At 73.0% G+C, this 17,140-nt stretch carries 16 protein-coding genes and 1 tRNA gene; 10 read left to right on the top strand and 7 right to left on the bottom strand.

Features of this window, described 5'->3' with window-relative positions:
• The first annotated feature begins 20 nt into the window (after window positions 1-20).
• Window positions 21-1,565: a GMC oxidoreductase gene (locus tag JQN83_RS02730; RefSeq protein ID WP_208565397.1), complete on the top strand. Its 1,545-nt coding sequence runs from the start codon at window positions 21-23 to the stop codon at window positions 1,563-1,565.
• Window positions 1,566-1,655: 90 nt separating this feature from the next.
• Window positions 1,656-3,017 (top strand): aminotransferase class V-fold PLP-dependent enzyme, encoded by a 1,362-nt coding sequence (locus JQN83_RS02725; RefSeq protein ID WP_208565396.1) that lies wholly within the window; start codon window positions 1,656-1,658, stop codon window positions 3,015-3,017.
• A 54-nt stretch (window positions 3,018-3,071) separates the two neighbouring features.
• On the opposite strand, the gene JQN83_RS02720 is transcribed toward JQN83_RS02725, so the two are convergent.
• The 3 genes from JQN83_RS02720 to JQN83_RS02710 all read right to left on the bottom strand — a co-directional run bounded on the left by JQN83_RS02720 (window position 3,072) and on the right by JQN83_RS02710 (window position 5,651).
• The gene (locus JQN83_RS02720) at window positions 3,072-3,935 is read right to left on the bottom strand and encodes a ParB/RepB/Spo0J family partition protein (protein WP_208565395.1); all 864 of its coding nucleotides are present in this window, start codon (window positions 3,933-3,935) and stop codon (window positions 3,072-3,074) included.
• 454 nt (window positions 3,936-4,389) lie between these two features.
• Window positions 4,390-4,971 carry a TetR/AcrR family transcriptional regulator gene (locus JQN83_RS02715; RefSeq protein ID WP_208565394.1) on the bottom strand — a complete coding sequence of 194 codons (582 nt, stop codon included), beginning with the start codon at window positions 4,969-4,971 and terminating at the stop codon, window positions 4,390-4,392.
• A 605-nt stretch (window positions 4,972-5,576) separates the two neighbouring features.
• Window positions 5,577-5,651 (bottom strand) — tRNA-Lys (locus JQN83_RS02710).
• A 172-nt stretch (window positions 5,652-5,823) separates the two neighbouring features.
• Between JQN83_RS02710 and JQN83_RS02705 the strand changes: the two genes are divergently transcribed.
• The gene (locus JQN83_RS02705; RefSeq protein WP_208565393.1) at window positions 5,824-6,216 is read left to right on the top strand and encodes an SCO5389 family protein; all 393 of its coding nucleotides are present in this window, start codon (window positions 5,824-5,826) and stop codon (window positions 6,214-6,216) included.
• 270 nt (window positions 6,217-6,486) lie between these two features.
• Here JQN83_RS02705 and JQN83_RS02700 read toward each other — a convergent pair whose 3' ends face one another.
• Window positions 6,487-6,879 (bottom strand): Fur family transcriptional regulator, encoded by a 393-nt coding sequence (locus tag JQN83_RS02700; protein WP_208565392.1) that lies wholly within the window; start codon window positions 6,877-6,879, stop codon window positions 6,487-6,489.
• Between the two features lie 309 nt (window positions 6,880-7,188).
• Between JQN83_RS02700 and JQN83_RS02695 the strand changes: the two genes are divergently transcribed.
• Complete coding sequence (locus JQN83_RS02695) at window positions 7,189-7,662, top strand: RrF2 family transcriptional regulator (protein ID WP_208565391.1); 474 nt, start codon at window positions 7,189-7,191, stop codon at window positions 7,660-7,662.
• 203 nt (window positions 7,663-7,865) lie between these two features.
• Window positions 7,866-9,104 carry an MFS transporter gene (locus tag JQN83_RS02690; protein ID WP_208565390.1) on the top strand — a complete coding sequence of 413 codons (1,239 nt, stop codon included), beginning with the start codon at window positions 7,866-7,868 and terminating at the stop codon, window positions 9,102-9,104.
• Here JQN83_RS02690 and JQN83_RS02685 read toward each other — a convergent pair.
• Window positions 9,077-9,859 (bottom strand): SAM-dependent methyltransferase, encoded by a 783-nt coding sequence (locus JQN83_RS02685; protein ID WP_307798957.1) that lies wholly within the window; start codon window positions 9,857-9,859, stop codon window positions 9,077-9,079. The genes JQN83_RS02690 and JQN83_RS02685 overlap by 28 nt on opposite strands.
• A gap of 183 nt (window positions 9,860-10,042) precedes the next feature.
• Between JQN83_RS02685 and JQN83_RS02680 the strand changes: the two genes are divergently transcribed.
• Window positions 10,043-10,528 carry a DUF8243 domain-containing protein gene (locus JQN83_RS02680; RefSeq protein ID WP_208565389.1) on the top strand — a complete coding sequence of 162 codons (486 nt, stop codon included), beginning with the start codon at window positions 10,043-10,045 and terminating at the stop codon, window positions 10,526-10,528.
• Here JQN83_RS02680 and JQN83_RS02675 read toward each other — a convergent pair.
• Window positions 10,493-12,838 carry a glycoside hydrolase family 65 protein gene (locus JQN83_RS02675; RefSeq protein WP_208565821.1) on the bottom strand — a complete coding sequence of 782 codons (2,346 nt, stop codon included), beginning with the start codon at window positions 12,836-12,838 and terminating at the stop codon, window positions 10,493-10,495. The two genes, JQN83_RS02680 and JQN83_RS02675, sit on opposite strands and share 36 nt — an antisense overlap.
• Window positions 12,839-13,011: 173 nt before the next feature.
• Between JQN83_RS02675 and JQN83_RS02670 the strand changes: the two genes are divergently transcribed.
• Window positions 13,012-13,662, top strand: coding sequence for a phosphatase PAP2 family protein (locus tag JQN83_RS02670; RefSeq protein ID WP_208565388.1), 651 nt, complete (start codon window positions 13,012-13,014; stop codon window positions 13,660-13,662).
• A gap of 23 nt (window positions 13,663-13,685) precedes the next feature.
• Here JQN83_RS02670 and JQN83_RS02665 read toward each other — a convergent pair whose 3' ends face one another.
• Window positions 13,686-14,414: a prepilin peptidase gene (locus JQN83_RS02665; RefSeq protein WP_307798956.1), complete on the bottom strand. Its 729-nt coding sequence runs from the start codon at window positions 14,412-14,414 to the stop codon at window positions 13,686-13,688.
• 545 nt (window positions 14,415-14,959) lie between these two features.
• Between JQN83_RS02665 and JQN83_RS02660 the strand changes: the two genes are divergently transcribed.
• Genes JQN83_RS02660 through JQN83_RS02650 form a run of 3 tightly spaced genes read left to right on the top strand, consistent with a single transcriptional unit; the run spans window position 14,960 to window position 17,140 of the window.
• Window positions 14,960-15,523, top strand: a complete 564-nt coding sequence (locus JQN83_RS02660) for a hypothetical protein (protein ID WP_208565387.1) — start codon at window positions 14,960-14,962, stop codon at window positions 15,521-15,523.
• Complete coding sequence (locus JQN83_RS02655) at window positions 15,517-16,437, top strand: hypothetical protein (RefSeq protein WP_208565386.1); 921 nt, start codon at window positions 15,517-15,519, stop codon at window positions 16,435-16,437. Before JQN83_RS02660 ends, JQN83_RS02655 begins: the two co-directional genes overlap by 7 nt.
• 52 nt (window positions 16,438-16,489) lie before the next feature.
• Complete coding sequence (locus JQN83_RS02650; protein WP_208565385.1) at window positions 16,490-17,140, top strand: SAF domain-containing protein; 651 nt, start codon at window positions 16,490-16,492, stop codon at window positions 17,138-17,140.

Below are 17,140 nucleotides of genomic sequence, written 5' to 3'. Positions count from 1 at the left end.
ACTCCGGCTGAGGAGCACAGATGAGCGAGTCCACCGACGTCGCGGACGTCGTCATCGTCGGCAGCGGCCTCACCGGTGCCGTCTACGCGCGGCTGGTCGCGGACACCGTACCGGCCGTGCGCATCCTGATCGTCGAGGCTGGTCCGGCGGTGACCGAGCCACCGGGCCGGCATCTGAGTCACGTCACGGATCCGGGGGAACTCGACCGGGCCCAGGTCGCGTCACAGGGGCCGCTGCGGGTCCGGCATGGCACGACGGTCGCCTCCGGCATCGCCCACAACGTTCCGCGCGGTCAACGTGACGGTGCCTTTCTCAGCCGTCCGGGCCTGTTCCCGGTGGACCCGGGCGGCTCCCTCCCCGCCGCGCAGGCCGCCTGCAACGTCGGCGGCATGGCCACCCAGTGGTTCGCAGCCTGCCCACGGCCCGCCGGTGCCGAGCGCATCGACTTTCTCGACCCGGCCGTGCTCGACGGGGCGCTCGGGGTCGCCGAACGTCTGCTGCGCGTCTCGGCACGGCAGTTCGCCGACTCGCCCGTCGAGTCACGGATACGGCGACGGTTGGGTGCCGCACTCGACGACGGCCGCGCTGCGCACCGGCGCGTTCAGCCGTTGCCCATGGCGCTGACCGTCGAGAACGGGTCGGTACGGCGGGCCGGTGTCGACGTGGTCCTCGGCGGGCTGCTCGGCGACCGGCGCCGCCACGTCGTGTTGCGTACCCGCACCCTGTGCAGCCGGGTCCTGACCGACGACGGTGGCGTGACCGGGGTGGAGCTGCGCGATCTCGCCACCGGATCGGTCTCCACCGTGCGCACCGGGCACGTGGTGGTCGCCGCAGACTCGCTGCGTACCCCGCAACTGCTGTTCGCCTCGGGCATCCGACCACCGGCGCTGGGTCGGTACCTCAACGAGCACGCTCAGGTGTCGCTCGCCGCCGAGCTGCACGGTTTCGCCGGTGAGGTGCCGGCCGGCCCGGCCCGGGGCGTCACCTGGATTCCCTACGACGACCTGACCTTCCCGTTCCACGGGATGGTGACTCCCCTCGATCCGACCACCTTGCCGGTCCCTGCCCCGCACCCGTGGGCCGCGGTGCACCTCTTCGTGCCGCAGGACGTGGCTGCGGGCAACCGGGTGACCTTCAGCGATGACGAGCGTGACTGGGCCGGCCTGCCGGTGATGCGGCTGCGTCACCGGCCGAGCCCGGCAGACGGGGCCACGATCGGGGCGGCGCGGGAGGCGGTGCTGCGGCTGAGCCGGCTGCTCGGCCGGCCGGTCGAGGGGGAGGTGCCCTGGGTGCATCCGCCCGGCAGCTCCCTGCACTACCAGGGCACCGTACGGATGGGAGTCTCGGACGACGGCACCAGTGTCTGTGACCCGGTTTCGCAGGTCTGGGGTGTGCGCGGGCTGTACGTGGCCGGCAACGGTGTCATCCCGACGCGTACGGCGTGCAATCCGACCCTCACCAGCATGGCTCTGGCCGTGCTGGGAGCGCGGGATCTGTGCGACCGGCTGGGGCGGCCGGCAGTCGTCGGCGCCGCCTCGGGGGCCGCGTCCGCGGCGGTGAGGTGAACCGGCTCTCCGGCCCGGGGCCCGCGCTCACCGTGTCGAGGGAACCAGTCCGTGCCCGTCGGGCGTGCACCCAGGAACAGGAGGTCCTCCATGCCGGCCACTTCCACCTCTGCGCCGATCGATCCGGCGCTTCGCGCACCCTTGCCGGTCCTGGGTCGCGACGTCACGGTGCCGCTGGTCACCGGCGGACACGTGACGTACGCGGCGCTGGACTATGCGGCGAGCGCCCCTGCCCTGGAACGGGTGTGGGACGACGTCGCGGCTTTCCTGCCGTACTACGGGAGCGTGCACCGCGGCGCGGGCTATCTCTCGCAGCTGTCCACCGCGCTGCTTGAGCGCAGCAGGGACACGGTCCGCCAGCATCTCGGTGTCCGGCCCGACGACGAGGTCCTGTTCACCCGCTCGACGACCGACTCGCTCAACCTGCTCGCCGGGGCCCTTCCGGGGGACACCGAGGTGTATGTCTTCGAGACCGAGCACCACGCCGCGTTGCTGCCGTGGCACGACGGTGCGACCACCGTCCTTGCCGCACCGTGCTCGGCGCAGGACGCGGTCGACCGGTTGACCGCGGCGCTGGCCGGACGAAGCCGGGGACGACCGGGGCTGGTCTGTGTGACCGGGGCGTCGAACGTGACCGGCGAACTGTGGCCGGTGGCGGAGCTGGCCTCGGTGGCCCACGCCGCCGGTGCCCGCCTGGTGCTCGACGCCGCCCAGCTGGCACCGCACCGACCGATCGACGTCGGCGCCCTGGGCGTCGACTACGTGGCGTTCTCCGGTCACAAGATGTACGCCCCGTTCGGGGCCGGTGTCCTGGCCGGTCGGGCCGACTGGCTGGGTGCGGCACGGCCCTACCTGGCCGGCGGCGGGGCGAGCCGGCGGGTGGAGGTGACGGCGGCGGGCACCCTCGACGTGCAGTGGCACGGCGGCAGCACCCGGCACGAGGCCGGGTCGCCCAACGTCGTGGGTGCGTACGCCGTGGCGTCGGCCTGCCGGGCGTTGGCCGAGGCGGGGTTCAGCGCTCTCGTGGAGCGGGAGGACGCCTTGTTGCGCCGGCTGACGGGCGGCCTGGCCGCCATTCCGGGTGTCACGTTGCTCTCCCTGCTGGGCGACGGGGCACCACGGGTGGGCGTGGTCAGCTTCGTGATCGAGGGGTGGAGGAGTTCGCAGGTGGCGGCAGCGCTCTCAGCCGAGCACGGGATCGGCGTGCGGGACGGCCTGTTCTGCGCCCATCCCCTGATGCGTGTGCTGGTCGGTGCCGTGCACCAGGGTCCCGCTTCCGGGCGGGACTCCCGGCCGCAGGGGCGCAGCCAGCACGCGATACGCGCGAGCTTCGGCGCGGGGACTCCGGTGGAACACGTCGATCGGTTGGTGGACGCGGTGTCGTCGATCGTCCACGAGGGCACGCGGCACGAGTACCGCAACGACGGGGAGCGCTGTGCCCCCGTCCGGTGACCGGCACGAACGACGCCGCCGGATCTCCGCCCGGCGGCGCCGTTGGTGCCGGTGTCACGCGGAGTAGCGTTCCCGCCGTTCCAGCTGATCGGCGAACATCTGCCAGCTCCGCGCGCATTCCCGGGCGATGCGTGCCACCGCGCCCGACTGGTAGGTCGGCACGGCCTCCAACAGCCGTCGCCGTTGCAGTTCGTCGAGGGCACGGAACTCCAGGAACCGCAGCAGGAGGCGGCCGGCGTCGGTGAAGCGGAGCCGGGGGTCCCGCCGGAGGTCCAACACCGGCGTCGGCTGCTCGACGCTGGTGCGCCGGGCGGCGAGATCGTCCCGGGGCGGTCGCGTCACCTGGCGGACCGGTGCCGTGTCCTGCCTGGCGTCGGTGTCTCGTTGCTTCGTGGCGACCGGGTCCTCGCCACGCTCCAGGCGGGTCCGGACGTCGCGGGCGGTTCCGGGTGAGATGCCGACGCTGCGGGCGATCTCCCGCAGCGACGCGTCCGGATGCCGCGCGATGAACTCACCGGCACGTCGGCGTCCGTCGGCGCTGGAGACCGGCCGGGTCCGGCCGTCGAGGCCGACCCGGCTCACCTCCGAGGCGACGCCTTCGTTGCGCTGCCGTCGGATCGAGGCGACGGTCTTGTCGGCGATGCCGACCACGGCGGCGATGGCCCGGTTGGACCAGCTCGGATGGGAGGCGACGATACGTTCGGCGGCGGCCCGCCGGTCGGCGGCCGAGAGCGGCAGACCGTGTTTGGCGTTCAGTCGTACGGCCAGGACGAAGGCGTCCTGCTCGTTTCCGTCGAAGAACCGGACCGGGATGGTGGCGTCCCCCCGGATGCCGGCGGCCTGCAACCGGTGCCAGCCGTCCACCACCCGCATGGTCTGCCGGTGCACGATGATCGGCGGTAGCTGCCCGGCGCACACCGCGAGCGTCTGTACGTGGGATCCGTCCGCTCCGGCGATTCTCGGCGAGCAGGACCCGCTGAGCTCGTGGAGGGGAACCTGTTCCACGGTCGGGCTGGTCTCGCCCCCCTCGACCCGGTGGTGCCTCGAATCCCCCGAATAATTCACGTCATCGCTCGTCGAATCTGTCGTCCCCGTAGTCATCTTTGCCTCCACAATAAAATCACGGTGCAGTGCGGAGTGATTGACCCGTTGAAGCCTCCCTCGCGCCGGGTCGGGCGCTGTTACACATGTAAACATCAGTGCAAATCTATCAATGTGTATGCCCGGACGCAACGGGTCACTCTACAATTACTCAGAGTGATAGTGAGGCGTACGACGGCACCCGGAAAACGGGAATGAAGAGTTACCCCAGGCATTAAATGCGCGGCCGGGGGAGCGCGCTTGCTGGCGGCGGACTACCGCCGGGGGTCGCCTATCGCGCAGCGCCGGACGAGGGCCACTCGGTGAGCATCACGTGAATTGCTTCGATGCCATTTTCCCAAGATTTCTGCACGTCCCGGGGATGCCCGAAACCACCGATCGACTCCAGTGAGACGAAGCCGTGCAGAGAACTCCGAACGAGCCGGACCGCGTCGGTCAATTCACCCTCGCTCAGGTCGTAGGCGCGGAACATCGCCATCGTCATCGCAAAGATGCGCTGGTGGCCCGTCGACCGGGACAGCTCCTCCTCGGTGAGCTGGATGTGGGTGGCGGTGTACCGGCCCGGACAGGTGCGGGCGAACTCCCGGTAGGCATTGGAGAACGCCACCAACGCGTCCTTGCCGGCCCGACCCGCGAGCGCTTCCCCGATGCAGTCCGCCAACTCGGTGGCGGCGAGCACGGCGACACCCTTACGCAGCTCCGCGACGCTACGGACGTGCGAGTACATGCTGGGCTCGGCGATGCCGAGGATGCGAGCCACGGCCGAGAGGGTGACCTTGTCGAAGCCGACCTTGTCAGCCAGGTCGGCTGCGGCCGTCGTCACCCGCGACGCCACCAATCCGACTCGGGCCACCCTTGCCTCCCTGATCCCTCAGCCTCGTCCTGGAGGCACCAACTCAAGCGACCAGTCATGCAACGAGCCACCGGCTGCAACCTATGGGCCATAGGAAGTCGCCGTACCTTCATAGCACACGCAGGGCGGCAGAGCACACACGGCCACCCCGCAACCTCAAGGTCGCGAGCCGCAACCGGAGAAGCCCCGCACCACGTTTGCTCCATCTTAGCGCCGGTAGAAGCTGATTTATGCCTCGGCCCCCGGCGCGAAATGCCGACACTGACCCGAAATGACGACATATTGCCGCACTTGCTGTATGCAAAATCACCATAATTATGATCAAAAATTCTCAGGCTCGATCGACGCCCGTTGTCCCTGCCGACGACCCCGGCAACGGGGTGGAACCCGCACCGATGCTGCCGGGTCCCGCGCGGACCAGCGGCACGGGTCGACACCTGCCGGTCGCAGTCGCGGGCGGGCTGGTGCGAGGTGGCCGGCCGCCCTTACCGGACGCGGGCGACGCTCGGCAGGATCTGCGTGCGGACCAGGAGCGGGGCCGAACTGCCGCCCTGGTGGTGCCTGCTGATGTTCGTCAGGCATTTCCGCAGCTCGGCTGCGATTGCTGGTGGGCCGCCTGGGACTCGAACCCAGAACCTAAGGATTAAAAGTCCTCAGCTCTGCCATTGAGCTAACGGCCCGCTGAGCCACAGGTTACCCGACCACGCCCGCCGGGTCGGGTCCACCTGAGACCCACCCTCCGCTGCGTGCGCACCGTCGGGAGTGTCGGTGTTTGACGCGGGCGGAGTGACGTGGTGTGCTCACGGGGTCAGCGCTAACGACAATCGTTATCATTATCAGTTGAGGAGGATCATGTCTCTCACCGTGTCACCCGCCCTGCTGGAAGCCGCCGAAGCGGGCCCGGTCGACGACCGGGACTTCGTCGCCTGCGTTCGGGAATCCCTGCCGTACGCCTGGCAGACCGTGAGCCGGGTCGTCGCCGACCTGGAGTCGTCGGGCGCGGAGCGGGCGGACAACTCCGTACCCCCGCCCGGCGAGGCGGAGCGGGGGCAGTTGCTGCGCGCACTGGCCAGCGACGCCATCCGCGCCAGCCTGGAGCGCCACTTCGGCGTGAAGCTGGCGTTCCAGAACTGCCACCGGGTCGCCGCGTTCCGCCCCGCGGCGGTGGACTCGGAGCCCTACCGCCGCTTCATCTCCACCCGTGGTCAGCTCCTGAACCAGTCACCCGAGCTGCGCAACTGCTGACCGCACCGGTGTGCCGGACCGGAGGACACCAATGCGGTCCGGCACACCGGACGGCACCGCACACGCGGCAACCCGAGCGGGGCCGGGCAGCGGGGACGCAGGCGACCACCCGAACGGTGCCCGACAACCGGATGCGGGCGACAACCCGAGCGGGTGCCGGACGAGCGGACGCGGGTGACAACCGGACGGTGCCCGACGGTCGGACACGGGCGGCGGCCCGCCGACGACGGGGGTCCGGTTATCGCCGGGGGCGGTGCGGTGTGCTGCGGGTCAACGGGCGCACTGCGCGCAGGTGCCGAAGATCTCGAAGGTGTGCCCGACCTCGGTGAAGCCGTGCTGGGCGGCGACCTGGTCGGCCCACCGTTCGACCGCCGGCCCGGCCACCTCCACCGTGCTGCCGCACCGGCGGCAGACCAGGTGGTGATGGTGCCGGCTCTGGCTGCACCGGCGGAACAGCTGTTCACCGCCGGGCAGCCGGGTGGAGTCGATCTCCTGGGCGTCGACGAGCAGTTGCAGGGTGCGGTAGACCGTGGTCAGGCCCACCCGCGCCTTGCGGGCCACCAGCATCTGGTGCAGTTGCTGCGCGGTGTGGAAACCGTCGACCTCGCGCAGCAACGCCAGCACCTCGCCGCGCTGACGCGTGTTCCGGGTCACGTTCGGCATCGCCTGGGTCACCGTACCGCCGTCTCCGCTCGTCGCCCCGACCCCCGACCGGCGGCCGTCGCTGCCCCTCGCCTCCACCGGACAGCGCGGAGACCGTAACCATTATGCGCTGCGCATATGAGCACGCCACGGCCCGTGTCCACGCCCACGGCGACCGCCCCACCCGGCACCGGCACGCGCGACGGCCGTGACCGGGGTTCCGGCCGGCCGGCCGCCCTGGTCCCGCACCGGACCCGGCGCGCGGGGTAACCGGCCGTCGGTGTCGCCCCCCGCCGCATAATCAGGACAGCTAATATCCTGGTTATGCGGATGAGCGAGCAGGTCGAGTGGGGGTTGCACTGCTGCCTCACGCTCGCCTGGATCGGCGACGAACACCCGATGCCCGCCGCCCGGCTCGCCGACTGGTTCGAGCTGCCCCCGGCGTACCTCACCAAGTGCCTCCAGGCCCTGACCCGGGCCGGCATCCTCCAGTCCGTACCCGGCGCGCGCGGCGGGTTCCGACTCGCCCGCCGACCGGCGGACGTGACGGTGATGGACGTGCTGGTGGCGGTCGACGGGCCCGACAACCCGTTCCGGTGCACCGAGATCCGCCAGCGGGGCGCGGGGGTGGACCCCTCCGCGCCGGAGTTCCGCACCCCGTGTGCCATCAGCACCGTGATGCACCGCGCCGACCTGGCCTGGCGTCGCGAGCTGGCCAGCCACACCCTGGCCGACCTGCTCGAATCCGCTCCGGCGGGCGCAGCCGAGCGCACCCGTCGCCGTTACGCGCAACTGCGCGGCTGACGCCCGCCCGCGACCTCCGCGACCCCCGACCCACGGTCGCACCGACCGGTGGCGCACCCCGCCACCACCCGCAGGCCCACCCGCGCCCGACCGGCGACCCCGGCCGGCGCACCCGCCGGCCCCGACGACCGTCCACCCCCGAGTCCCCGTGCCCGGCACGGCCCGCCGTGCCGCCGCACGCCGTCCCGCCAACCGGAGACCTCATGTCCCACCCGCACACCCGTACCGGCCCGGGGCCGGCCACCACCGCCGGACCCGGGCGCGGCCTACGGTTCACCCTGATCCTCGCCGCCGGCACCTTCGCCGTCGGCACCGACGCGTTCGTCGTCGCCGGGCTGCTGCCCGACATGGCCGCCGCACTGCGGACCACCACCACCGCCGCCGGGCAGTCGGTGACGGTGTTCGCGATCTCCTACGCGATCCTCGCCCCACTGCTGTCCACGCTGGCCGCCCGGCTGCCACGCCGTCGCCTGCTCGTCGCCGCGCTGCTGGTGCTCGCCGCCGGAAACCTCGTCGCGGCGGCTGCCGAGACGCTGCCGGTGCTGCTCCTCGGCCGGATCGTCGCCGCCGCCGGCGCCGCCGCGTACACCCCCAACGCCGGTGCCGTGGGCGCCTCGCTGGTGCCGCCCGCGCAACGGGGCCGGGCCCTGGCCGTGGTGATCGGCGGGCTCACCGTCGCCACCGCGCTGGGCGTGCCGCTCGGCGGGCTGACCGGGCGGTGGCTCGGCTGGCGGGCCGCCCTCGTCGCGGTCGCCCTGCTGGCGCTCGCCGTCGCGGCGGCCGTCCGGCTGGCCATGCCCGCGCTGCCCGGCGGCCCGGCGGTCCCGTTGCGCGCCCGGCTGACGGCGCTGCGCCGACCGGCCGTGCTCGCCGTCCTGCCGCTCACCGTGATCGGGATGGCCGCCTGCTACACCGTGTACGCCTTCGCGGTGCCGACCCTCGGCGCGCTCGACGTCGACGCGTACCAGGTCAACCTGATGTTGCTGCTCTACGGCGTGGGGGCGGTCGTCGGCAACGTCGCCGCCGGGTACGCCACCGACCGGTGGGGTGCGGTGCCGGTGCTGGCGACGGGCTATGCCGCGCTGGCCGTCGCGCTGGGCGTGCTCGGTGCGCTCAGCACCGCCGGGTCCGCCCCGACGGTGCTGGTGGCGCTGCTGGTCGGCGCGTGGGGCGCGGCGAGCTGGTGTCAGACCCCGGCACAGCAGCACCGGTTGATCGCCGCCGCGCCGCAGCAGGCCCCCCTGGTGGTGTCGCTGAACTCGTCCGCCATCTATCTCGGGATCGGCCTGGGCACCGCCGTCGGCGGCGCGACGCTGCCCTCCGGCGTGCCCACCATGTACGCCCTCGGCGCGGCCGGTGCCGTGGTCGCCCTGCTGGTGCTCCACCTCGGACAGCGGATCACCCGGCGCGACGGTCAGCGGCGCAGGCCCATCCCCGCGTAGCCGTGGGAGATCCGTTCCCGGGGTTCCCCGTCGGGCCGCCACTCGGCCACCCGGACCAGCCCCGGATCGACCAGGTCGTACCCGTCGAGGAAACGCAGCACATCGGCGTGCGGGCGGGGCACCAGCGGGGCACTGCTGCGCTGGTAGACCGCCTGCCCCTGCCGGGTGGGCAGCGGCGGGGCACCGTCGGTGGTGAGGTGGGACACGACCAGCGGGCTGCCGGGAACCGTCGCCTCCCGCAGCCGGACGACGGCGTCCCACGGCTGCTCCGCGTCGGTGACGAAGTGCAGCACCGCCACCAGCAGCACGGCCACCGGGCGACCGAAGTCGATCGCCGCCCGCACGTCGGGGTGGGCCAGCAACTCGTCCGGCCGGCGCAGGTCGCCCCGGACCACGCTGGTCCGCCCGTCGGCCGGCAACAACCGCCGGGCGTGGGTGACGGCGACGTCGTCGTAGTCGACGTAGACCACCGTCGATTCGGGGGCGACCCGGCGGACGATCTCGTGCACGTTGCCCTGGGTGGGCAGCCCGGCACCGATGTCGAGGAACTGGCGTACGCCCAGCTCGGCGGCGTGCCGCACGGCCCGGCGCAGGAAGTGCCGGTTGGCCTGCGCGGCGATCCCGGTGTCCGGGAAGATCCGCAGGATCTGCTCGGCGGCGGCCCGGTCGGCGGCGAAGTTGTGGCACCCGCCGAGGTAATAGTCGTACATCCGGGCCACGTTCGGCCCCATCTCGGCGTCGGTCGGCGCGGTCACCGGCCCTCCCTTTCCCCTCACGTCGCTGCGGGACGACCCACCGCCGGGCGGCGGGCACGTCGCGCCCTGATGTCTAGCACCCCGGGCGACGACATGTTGACCCGCCGTGTCGGCGAGCCGGCAGCACGGGACCGCCCCGGGCCGGTATGACGGTGACACCGACTGTCGGCGAGGAGGCATCCGATGAACACTGACCGGGAGACCGTGGAGGTGGACCCGGCCCTGTTCCGGGCCGTGTACGACTCACCCGCCTCGCTGCCGGGGCGGCACCGCTGGACCACCCCGGAACACGACGTACGCCGGTTGGAGAAGCTGCTCGGGATGCCGGCGCAGAGCATCGGCGCACCCCTGTGGGTCAGCGGCGACGAACCGGACTGCCCCAAGTGCGGACGCCGGACCACCTGGCTGGACATCGTCGCCTCGGCCCTCAAGGGGGTGCACGACCCGCTGATGATCGCCACGGTGATCCTCGGTGACCGCCGCTACGTCAACACCGAGGTGCCGGACGCGATCGCCGGGGTGCACTGCCTCGACTGCCACACCCCGATCACCGGCCTGCGCAGCTTCAAGTGCCACAACTGGGCGTACGCCTTCGAGGAGCTGGCGGTGGTGCGGGAGCGGATGCGGGGCGGGTCAGGCCCGGCGGGCCGGCCGCCGGCCGTGCGGTGACGGCGGTTCCGGCCCCGGGTCGGGCACCTGCGGCAGGGGCCGGGTGACCGCCGCCGCGCCGGTGACCGTCACCGGCTCCCCGGCGTGCCGCAGGTCGACCGTCGTCTCCGGGTCGGCGTCGGGTAGCTCGTAGCGGGCCCCGTCGCGGGTCAGGGTGACCCGTAGCCGGTGCCCGTGCCAGCGCAGGTGGAAGGCGAGCCGGTCGATCCGGGCCGGCAGCCGGGGGTCGAACGAGAGCACCCCGGTGTCGTCGCGCAACCCGCCGAAGCCCTCCACCACCGCCGTCCACGCCCCGGCCAGGGCCGCCAGGTGCAGCCCGTCGCCGGTCTTGTCGCCGAGGTCGGCGAGGTCGTGCAGGGCCGCCTCGGCGAACAGGTCGTACGCCAGGTCGAGGTGACCCAGTTCGGCGGCGAGCACCGCCTGGGAGCCGGCGGACAGCGACGAGTCGCGGACGGTGCGGGCCTGGTAGTAGGCGAAGTTGCGGGCCTTCTCCTCGGCGGTGAACTCCCCCGGGAAGCGTTGCATGGCGAGCACCAGGTCGGCCTGCTTGACCACCTGCCGCCGGTACAGCTCCAGGTAGGGGTAGTGCAGCAGCAGCGGGTAGTCGTCGTCGGTCATCGCCGCGAAGTCCCACTCGGGTTGCTCGGTGAAGCCCGCCGCCTGCTGGTGCACGCCGCGCTTGCGGTCGTAGGGCAGGTGCACCGCGTCGGCGGCGGCCCGCCAGCCGGCGATCTCCGCCGGGTCGACACCGAGGGCGGTGGCCCGCTCCGGGTGCCGGCCGGCGGCGTCGGCGGCGCCCCGCAGGTTGCGCCGGACCATCAGGTTGGTGAAGACGTTGTCGTCGACCAGGGCGGCGTACTCGTCGGGGCCGGTGATCCCGGTGACGTGGAACGCGCCGTCGTCGGACCAGTGGCCGTAGCCGGCCCACAGCCGGGCCGTCTCCACCAGCAGTTCCAGCCCGGTGTCGGCGAGGAACTCCTGGTCCCCGGTGACCGTGACGTAGCGCAGCACCGCGTCGGCGATGTCGGCGTTGACGTGCAGGGCGGCGGTGCCGGCCGGCCAGTAGCCGGAGCACTCCCGGCCGCCGATGGTGCGCCACGGGAAGGTGGCCCCGGTGAGCCGCAGCTCGGCGGCCCGGTCCCGGGCCTGCGGCAGGCGGTCGTGCCGCCAGCGCAGCGCCCCCCGGGCCACCCCGGGCAGCAGGTACGTCAGCACCGGCAGCACGTAGCTCTCGGTGTCCCACAGCACGTGCCCGTCGTAGCCGTTGCCGGTGAGTCCCTTCGCCGCGATGGTCCGGTCGCCGTCGACCCGGCCCGCCTGGAGCAGGTGGAACACGGAGAACCGGACGGCCTGCTGGAGTTCCGGGTCGCCGTCGATCTCCACGTCGGCGGTGCGCCACCGCTCGTCGAGGGTGGCCCGCTGGTCGGCCAGGAGCGCGTCGAACCCGTGCCGGTGGGCGGCGTCGGCCTCGGCGGTGACCAGGTCGGCCAGCTCGTCGGGGGTGCCGCCGTCGACCGGGGTGCACTCGTACGCGGCGTACTTGGTCAGGCGGAGCCGCTGCCCGGGGGCGAGCCGCCCTTCGAGGGTCGTGCGCAGCCGGTCCGGGGTGTGGTCGTCGCCGTCGGTGAACCCCGTCGGCACGTCCGTCTCGTGGGTCACCGCGACGGCGACCCGTTGGGCGCTGCGGTCGGTGCGGTGCACCAGCACGCCCCGGTGGCCGTCGGGGCGGTGCAGCTCGGCGTCGAGCGGGTCGGGCACGATCGAGGCGGCCCGGGGGTCGTCGGCCCGTTCGGGCACCGGCTCGTTGGCGAGCACGTCCGAGCAGACCCGGATCTCGACCGGCCGGTCGTCGAGCGGTTCGACCTGGTAGTCGACGGCGGCGACGGCGTGCCGGGGCAGGGAGACCAGCCGGGTGCTGCGGACGCGTACCCCGTGCCCGGCCGGTGAGATCCACTCGGTGTGTCGGCGTACCACGCCGGCCCGCAGGTCGAGGGTGCGCTCGTGGGCGCGGACGGTCCCGGTGCGCAGGTCGAGGGGTTCGCCGGCCACCCAGAGCCGGATCAGGGCGGCGTTGGGCGCGCTGATCACGGTGTCGCTCTCCTGCGGGAAGGCGTACCCGTCCTCGGGGTAGCTCTGTCGCCGCCGTTCGTGGAACCCGTTGAGGTAGCTGCCCGGCATGCCGTAGGGCTGGCCCTCGTCGAGGGTGCCCCGCCAGCCCACCCAGCCGTTGGACAGGGCGAAGACCGACTCGGTCTCGCTGAGTCGGTCCAGGTCGGTGGCGGTCCGCCGGATCTGCCAGGTCTCGTCCATCTGCACGGTGGGGAGGTACCCGGCGGCGGTGGGCGGCCAATCGCGGGGGCGCTGTGAACTCGCTGTGACGCGGGCGGCGAACCGCCGTCGCATCCCGCAGCATGTGACGGTTCCACCGGTTTCCTCCACCTCGGTGGCACTGAAAGCGGTATGACACTTTGGTGAGGTGAGTGATGGAAAAGACTTTTACCGCAGACATTCCTGACATCAGCGAGCAGTGGTACCGCGACGCCGTCGACGTGGCCGACTCCGCCCCGACCCCGGTGCAGTGGTTCGCGGTGCACTTCACCGAGGGGGTGATCCTGCTGCTCGGCCTGCTGCTGGTGGCCGTCGCCGTGTCCCGGCTGCGCCACGCCGACCCGTGGGGCCGGGCCCTGGCGCTGGTCGCGCCGGCCGCCGTCGTCCTGGCGTACGGGTGCAGCGAGGTGCTCAAGTCACTGGTGGACGAGGACCGGCCCTGCCGGGGTGCGGTGGCCATCCTGGCCGGGCAGTGCCCGCCGGTGGGCGACTGGTCGTTCCCGAGCAACCACGCCACCATCGCCGGGGCGCTGGCCACCGCAGTGCTGCTGCTGTCCCCCCGGTGGGGTCTGCTCGCCGTGCCGCTGGCCCTGCTCGCCGCGCTCTCCCGGGTGTTCGTCGGCGTGCACTACCCGCACGACGTCCTCGCCGGCCTGCTCCTCGGCGTGGCGGTGACCCTGCTGCTCGCCCCGGTGACGGCCCGCGCCGTCGCCGGGACGCTGCGCCGTCGTGGCGTCCCGGCCGGGCGGGAACCGGTCCCCACCGCCCCCGGGCCCGCCGCTGAGCGGGATCGGGCCGGCCACTGAGCGGGGTCAGCGGCCGGGTCTGCTCAGCCGGTCAGCAGGAGGGCGGCGCAGGTGCCGGCGACCAGGAACGGGCCGAAGGGTAGGTGGCTGGACCAGCCGATCCGACGACTCGCCAACAGCACCACGCTGACCAGTGCCGACAGCAGGAACGTCAGCACCAGGCCGGTCACCAGCAGGCCCCAGCCCTGCCAACCGAGCAGCGCCCCCACCCCCAGCGCCAGCTTGGCGTCGCCGAGCCCGAAGCCGCGCCGGCCGAGCAGCAGCGTGGTGGTGGCGAAGGCCAGACCGAGCGCCGCGCCGGCCGCCATCGCGCGCAGCCATGGCCCGGCACCCGCCCCGGTCGACGCGGCCACCCCGAGCAACGCCCAGGTGCCGACGGCGGCGGGCCAGGTGAGCCGGTCCGGCAGCCGGTGCACCGCCAGGTCCACCAGGACCAGCGGGATCGCCCAGCCGAGCCACCAGGCCAGCGCGGCCCGCTCGGCCAGCGGACCGTCGACCAGCACCAGCACCGCCACGGCCGCCAGCAACAGCGCCTCGACCGCGAGCGGCGTCGCGCCGATCCGCCCCCGGCAGGCCGGGCAGCGGGCCACCGGCCCGAGCGCCGGCAGCGGCCGGTCCAGCCCGATCGGGGCGCCGCAGCCGTCGCACCCGGCCCGGTCCACCACCCCCGGGGGTACGGCGTACCGGGCGACCGCGAGCCGCAGGACCGGTACGACCGCCAGGGCCCCCGCCAGCCGCCGCAGAAAAAACACGGAGGGTGACTTCCCGTCCGGGCCGACGTAACGGTCCGGTATCAGCTCGTCGGCGGCGGTGGAGCCCGGAACCGCCCTCACCCGTCCGGACGGGTGAGCGGTGGTGGCCGTGACGGCCGGGGAACGGATCGGACCGGCCGCCTCGACCCACCCCAAATCCCCCGGTGGCGCGGACGGTTCGACGGCCGGGCCGGGCCGGTCGACGGGCACCGGCCCTCGTTCGGCCGGCACCGGTCGCCCCGGCCGGCCCCCCTGGACATCGCCCACGTGTCGTCACTCCTGCCCATCACCGAGAGTGCGCAGTTGAATTGCCTCTGTTGCATCGGCGCACGTCAGCCTATGCTCGCCCCTTGGGTGGGACGCAACCCCGCGCAGCCGCGTCACCGCCCACACCGGACACCACGCTCCACAGTTGGCAGAAGATCCGCACAGGTAAATGCGACAGCACCCGGACATGTCCGATCGACATCATCCCGGCGTACCGCCGCATGCCCGGAGGCCGCCACGACCGCCGCCGCCGGGTGATACCGAGGAGGGGCACGGCAATGCGTACTCGGCATTCCCGCCGCTGGACCACCTGCCTGGTCGTCGCCGTGGTGGCCGGCTCCGCCGCCGGCTGCGGCGACTCACCGGAGACGACCACCGCGCCCGCACCCCGGCCCGCGAGCGACACCCGCCAGCCGACCGAGGCCGAACGGGCCGCCGAGCGGGCCGCGCTGGCGGCGTACGCCGGCTATCTCGACGCCTCCCGTGAGGCGAGCCGGGACAGCGACCCCCGCCACCCGAAGCTGACCCGGTTCCTGGCCGACCCGCTGCTCACCCGGGTCCGGGTCGCCATCGACGACACCCGCCGGCACGGCGCGGTACGCACCGGGACGCTCAAGTCCGCACCCACCGTCACCTCCGTCAGCCTGGACGGCGACCCACCGACCGTGGAGATCCAGGACTGCCTGGACGCCACCGGCTACCGGCTGGTCTATGTCAAGGACAAGCGGGTGGTGCCCGGTTCCGGCGGAAGCCGGCACCTGGCGACCGCCACCGCGACCCGCTACCCGGACGGCCGGTGGCTGATCAGCGCCGGCGCGGCACACGAGGACCAGCCATGTTGACACGGAGCACCGAACGTCTCCCCCTCCGTCGGGTGCTGGCCGGCCTGCTGGTGGCCGTGCTCGCGGCCGGGTTCGCCGCGCCGGCCCGGGCGCAGGCCGCCGGCCCGGGGGTGGAGTGCCCGCCGGGTCAGAACGACTGCAGTGTCTGGGACGACGAGCCGGGCACCCCCGGTGATCCCGGCGGCGGCGACGGACCGGGCGGGCCGAACAGCCCCGGCGCCACCCCGAAGTGCCAGTGGAACGGCAAGCCGCTGCCCTGCTACAACCCGTTGCTCGGCTGGTTCGACAACGCCAGCGGCTGCTACTACAAGGTGGCCGAGCCGCAGCCCGACGCTGCCGATGGCAAGGTGTGGTACGTCCGGACCTGCAACGGCGGGGACTTGGGCGACCAGTCGATGGTGCTGCTCGACGGGCCGCCGCCCGGGTTCGGCACCCCGCCCGACCCGGAGGAGCTGGCCCGCCGGGCGCTCGCCTCGATCAGCCTGCTGCCGCCCAGGGCCTCGGTGGCGCCCCGGCGCAGCGTCGGCCCCGGCCTGGTCGGCCTGCCGGTCTGGATGTGGGCCAGCCCCGGCCAGAACTACTTCGGCCCGCTCACCGCCTCGGCCAGCGACCGGGGGCTGACCGTCACCATCACCGCCAAGGTCCAACGGACCGTGTGGACCATGGGCAACGGCAAGAAGGTCACCTGCACCGGCCCCGGCACGCCCTACAAGACGACCGGCCCGAACGCCGGCAAGAAGTCGCCCACCTGCGGATACGACGGCTACCCCAAGGCCAACAACTACCGGGTCAGCGCCACCACCTTCTGGAACGTGCACTGGGTCGGCGGTGGCCGCAGCGGTGACATCGCGCAGACCCGCACCAGCGGCGTCGTCGAGATCCAGATCAAGGAACTCCAGGTGGTGACCCGATGAGCGCCCACCGCTCGATCCTGCGAGCCCCGCAGCCACGAACGGAGATGTCCCAGTGAGTCTGGCCACCCGTAACAGCGGTCCGGTGGACGCGCCGGTCGCCCCACCCAAGGTGGTCCGGCAGCGCCGTACCCGGCCCGGTCTGCTCGGGCTCGCCGTGCTGCTGATCGCGTTGGGTGGGCTCGGCGCGGCCTTCGCGGTCACCTCGGTGCGGGCCACCGGCAGCTACCTGGCGGTCGCCCGCCCGGTCGAGGTGGGCCGCATCCTGGCCGCCGACGACCTGGTCAGTGTGCAGGTCTCCGGGGGCGCGGGGCTGTCCCCGGTGCCGGCGAAGAAGCGGGACGAGGTGGTCGGCAAGCGGGCCGCCGTGTCCCTGGTCCCCGGCTCGCTGCTCACCATGGCCCAGCTCACCGACGCCCCACTGCTCGGCCAGGGGCAGCAGCAGATCGCGTTGGGCCTCGAACCGAGCAAGGTGCCGGCCCGCAAACTGCACCCCGGTGACAAGGTGCTGCTGGTCAGCACCCCGGACGAGGATGCCGACAACCAGCCGTCGGCCACCCGGTTCACCGCCACGGTGATCGACGCCGTCGTCCCCGAGAACGACGACGTGGTGATCTACCTGGCACTCGCCGTACGCGACGTCCCGGCGGTGGTGGTGCTGGCCGCGCAGGACCGGATCGCCCTCGTGCTGACCGAGGCGGCCTGA

This window comes from Micromonospora antibiotica (assembly GCF_017599305.1).
In the GTDB taxonomy this organism is placed as follows: Bacteria; Actinomycetota; Actinomycetes; order Mycobacteriales; family Micromonosporaceae; genus Micromonospora; species Micromonospora antibiotica.
This window is presented reverse-complemented; position numbering and strand designations above follow the sequence as displayed.

Coding starts and splice junctions, on each gene's coding strand:
- JQN83_RS02700 (WP_208565392.1), bottom strand. CDS start 6,879: ATGCCGAACGTGACCCGGAACACGCGTCAGCGCGGCGAGGTGCTGGCG.
- JQN83_RS02730 (WP_208565397.1), top strand. CDS start 21: ATGAGCGAGTCCACCGACGTCGCGGACGTCGTCATCGTCGGCAGCGGC.
- JQN83_RS02655 (WP_208565386.1), top strand. CDS start 15,517: ATGTTGACACGGAGCACCGAACGTCTCCCCCTCCGTCGGGTGCTGGCC.
- JQN83_RS02660 (WP_208565387.1), top strand. CDS start 14,960: ATGCGTACTCGGCATTCCCGCCGCTGGACCACCTGCCTGGTCGTCGCC.
- JQN83_RS02690 (WP_208565390.1), top strand. CDS start 7,866: ATGTCCCACCCGCACACCCGTACCGGCCCGGGGCCGGCCACCACCGCC.
- JQN83_RS02675 (WP_208565821.1), bottom strand. CDS start 12,838: ATGGACGAGACCTGGCAGATCCGGCGGACCGCCACCGACCTGGACCGA.
- JQN83_RS02670 (WP_208565388.1), top strand. CDS start 13,012: ATGGAAAAGACTTTTACCGCAGACATTCCTGACATCAGCGAGCAGTGG.
- JQN83_RS02725 (WP_208565396.1), top strand. CDS start 1,656: ATGCCGGCCACTTCCACCTCTGCGCCGATCGATCCGGCGCTTCGCGCA.
- JQN83_RS02695 (WP_208565391.1), top strand. CDS start 7,189: ATGAGCGAGCAGGTCGAGTGGGGGTTGCACTGCTGCCTCACGCTCGCC.
- JQN83_RS02680 (WP_208565389.1), top strand. CDS start 10,043: ATGAACACTGACCGGGAGACCGTGGAGGTGGACCCGGCCCTGTTCCGG.
- JQN83_RS02705 (WP_208565393.1), top strand. CDS start 5,824: ATGTCTCTCACCGTGTCACCCGCCCTGCTGGAAGCCGCCGAAGCGGGC.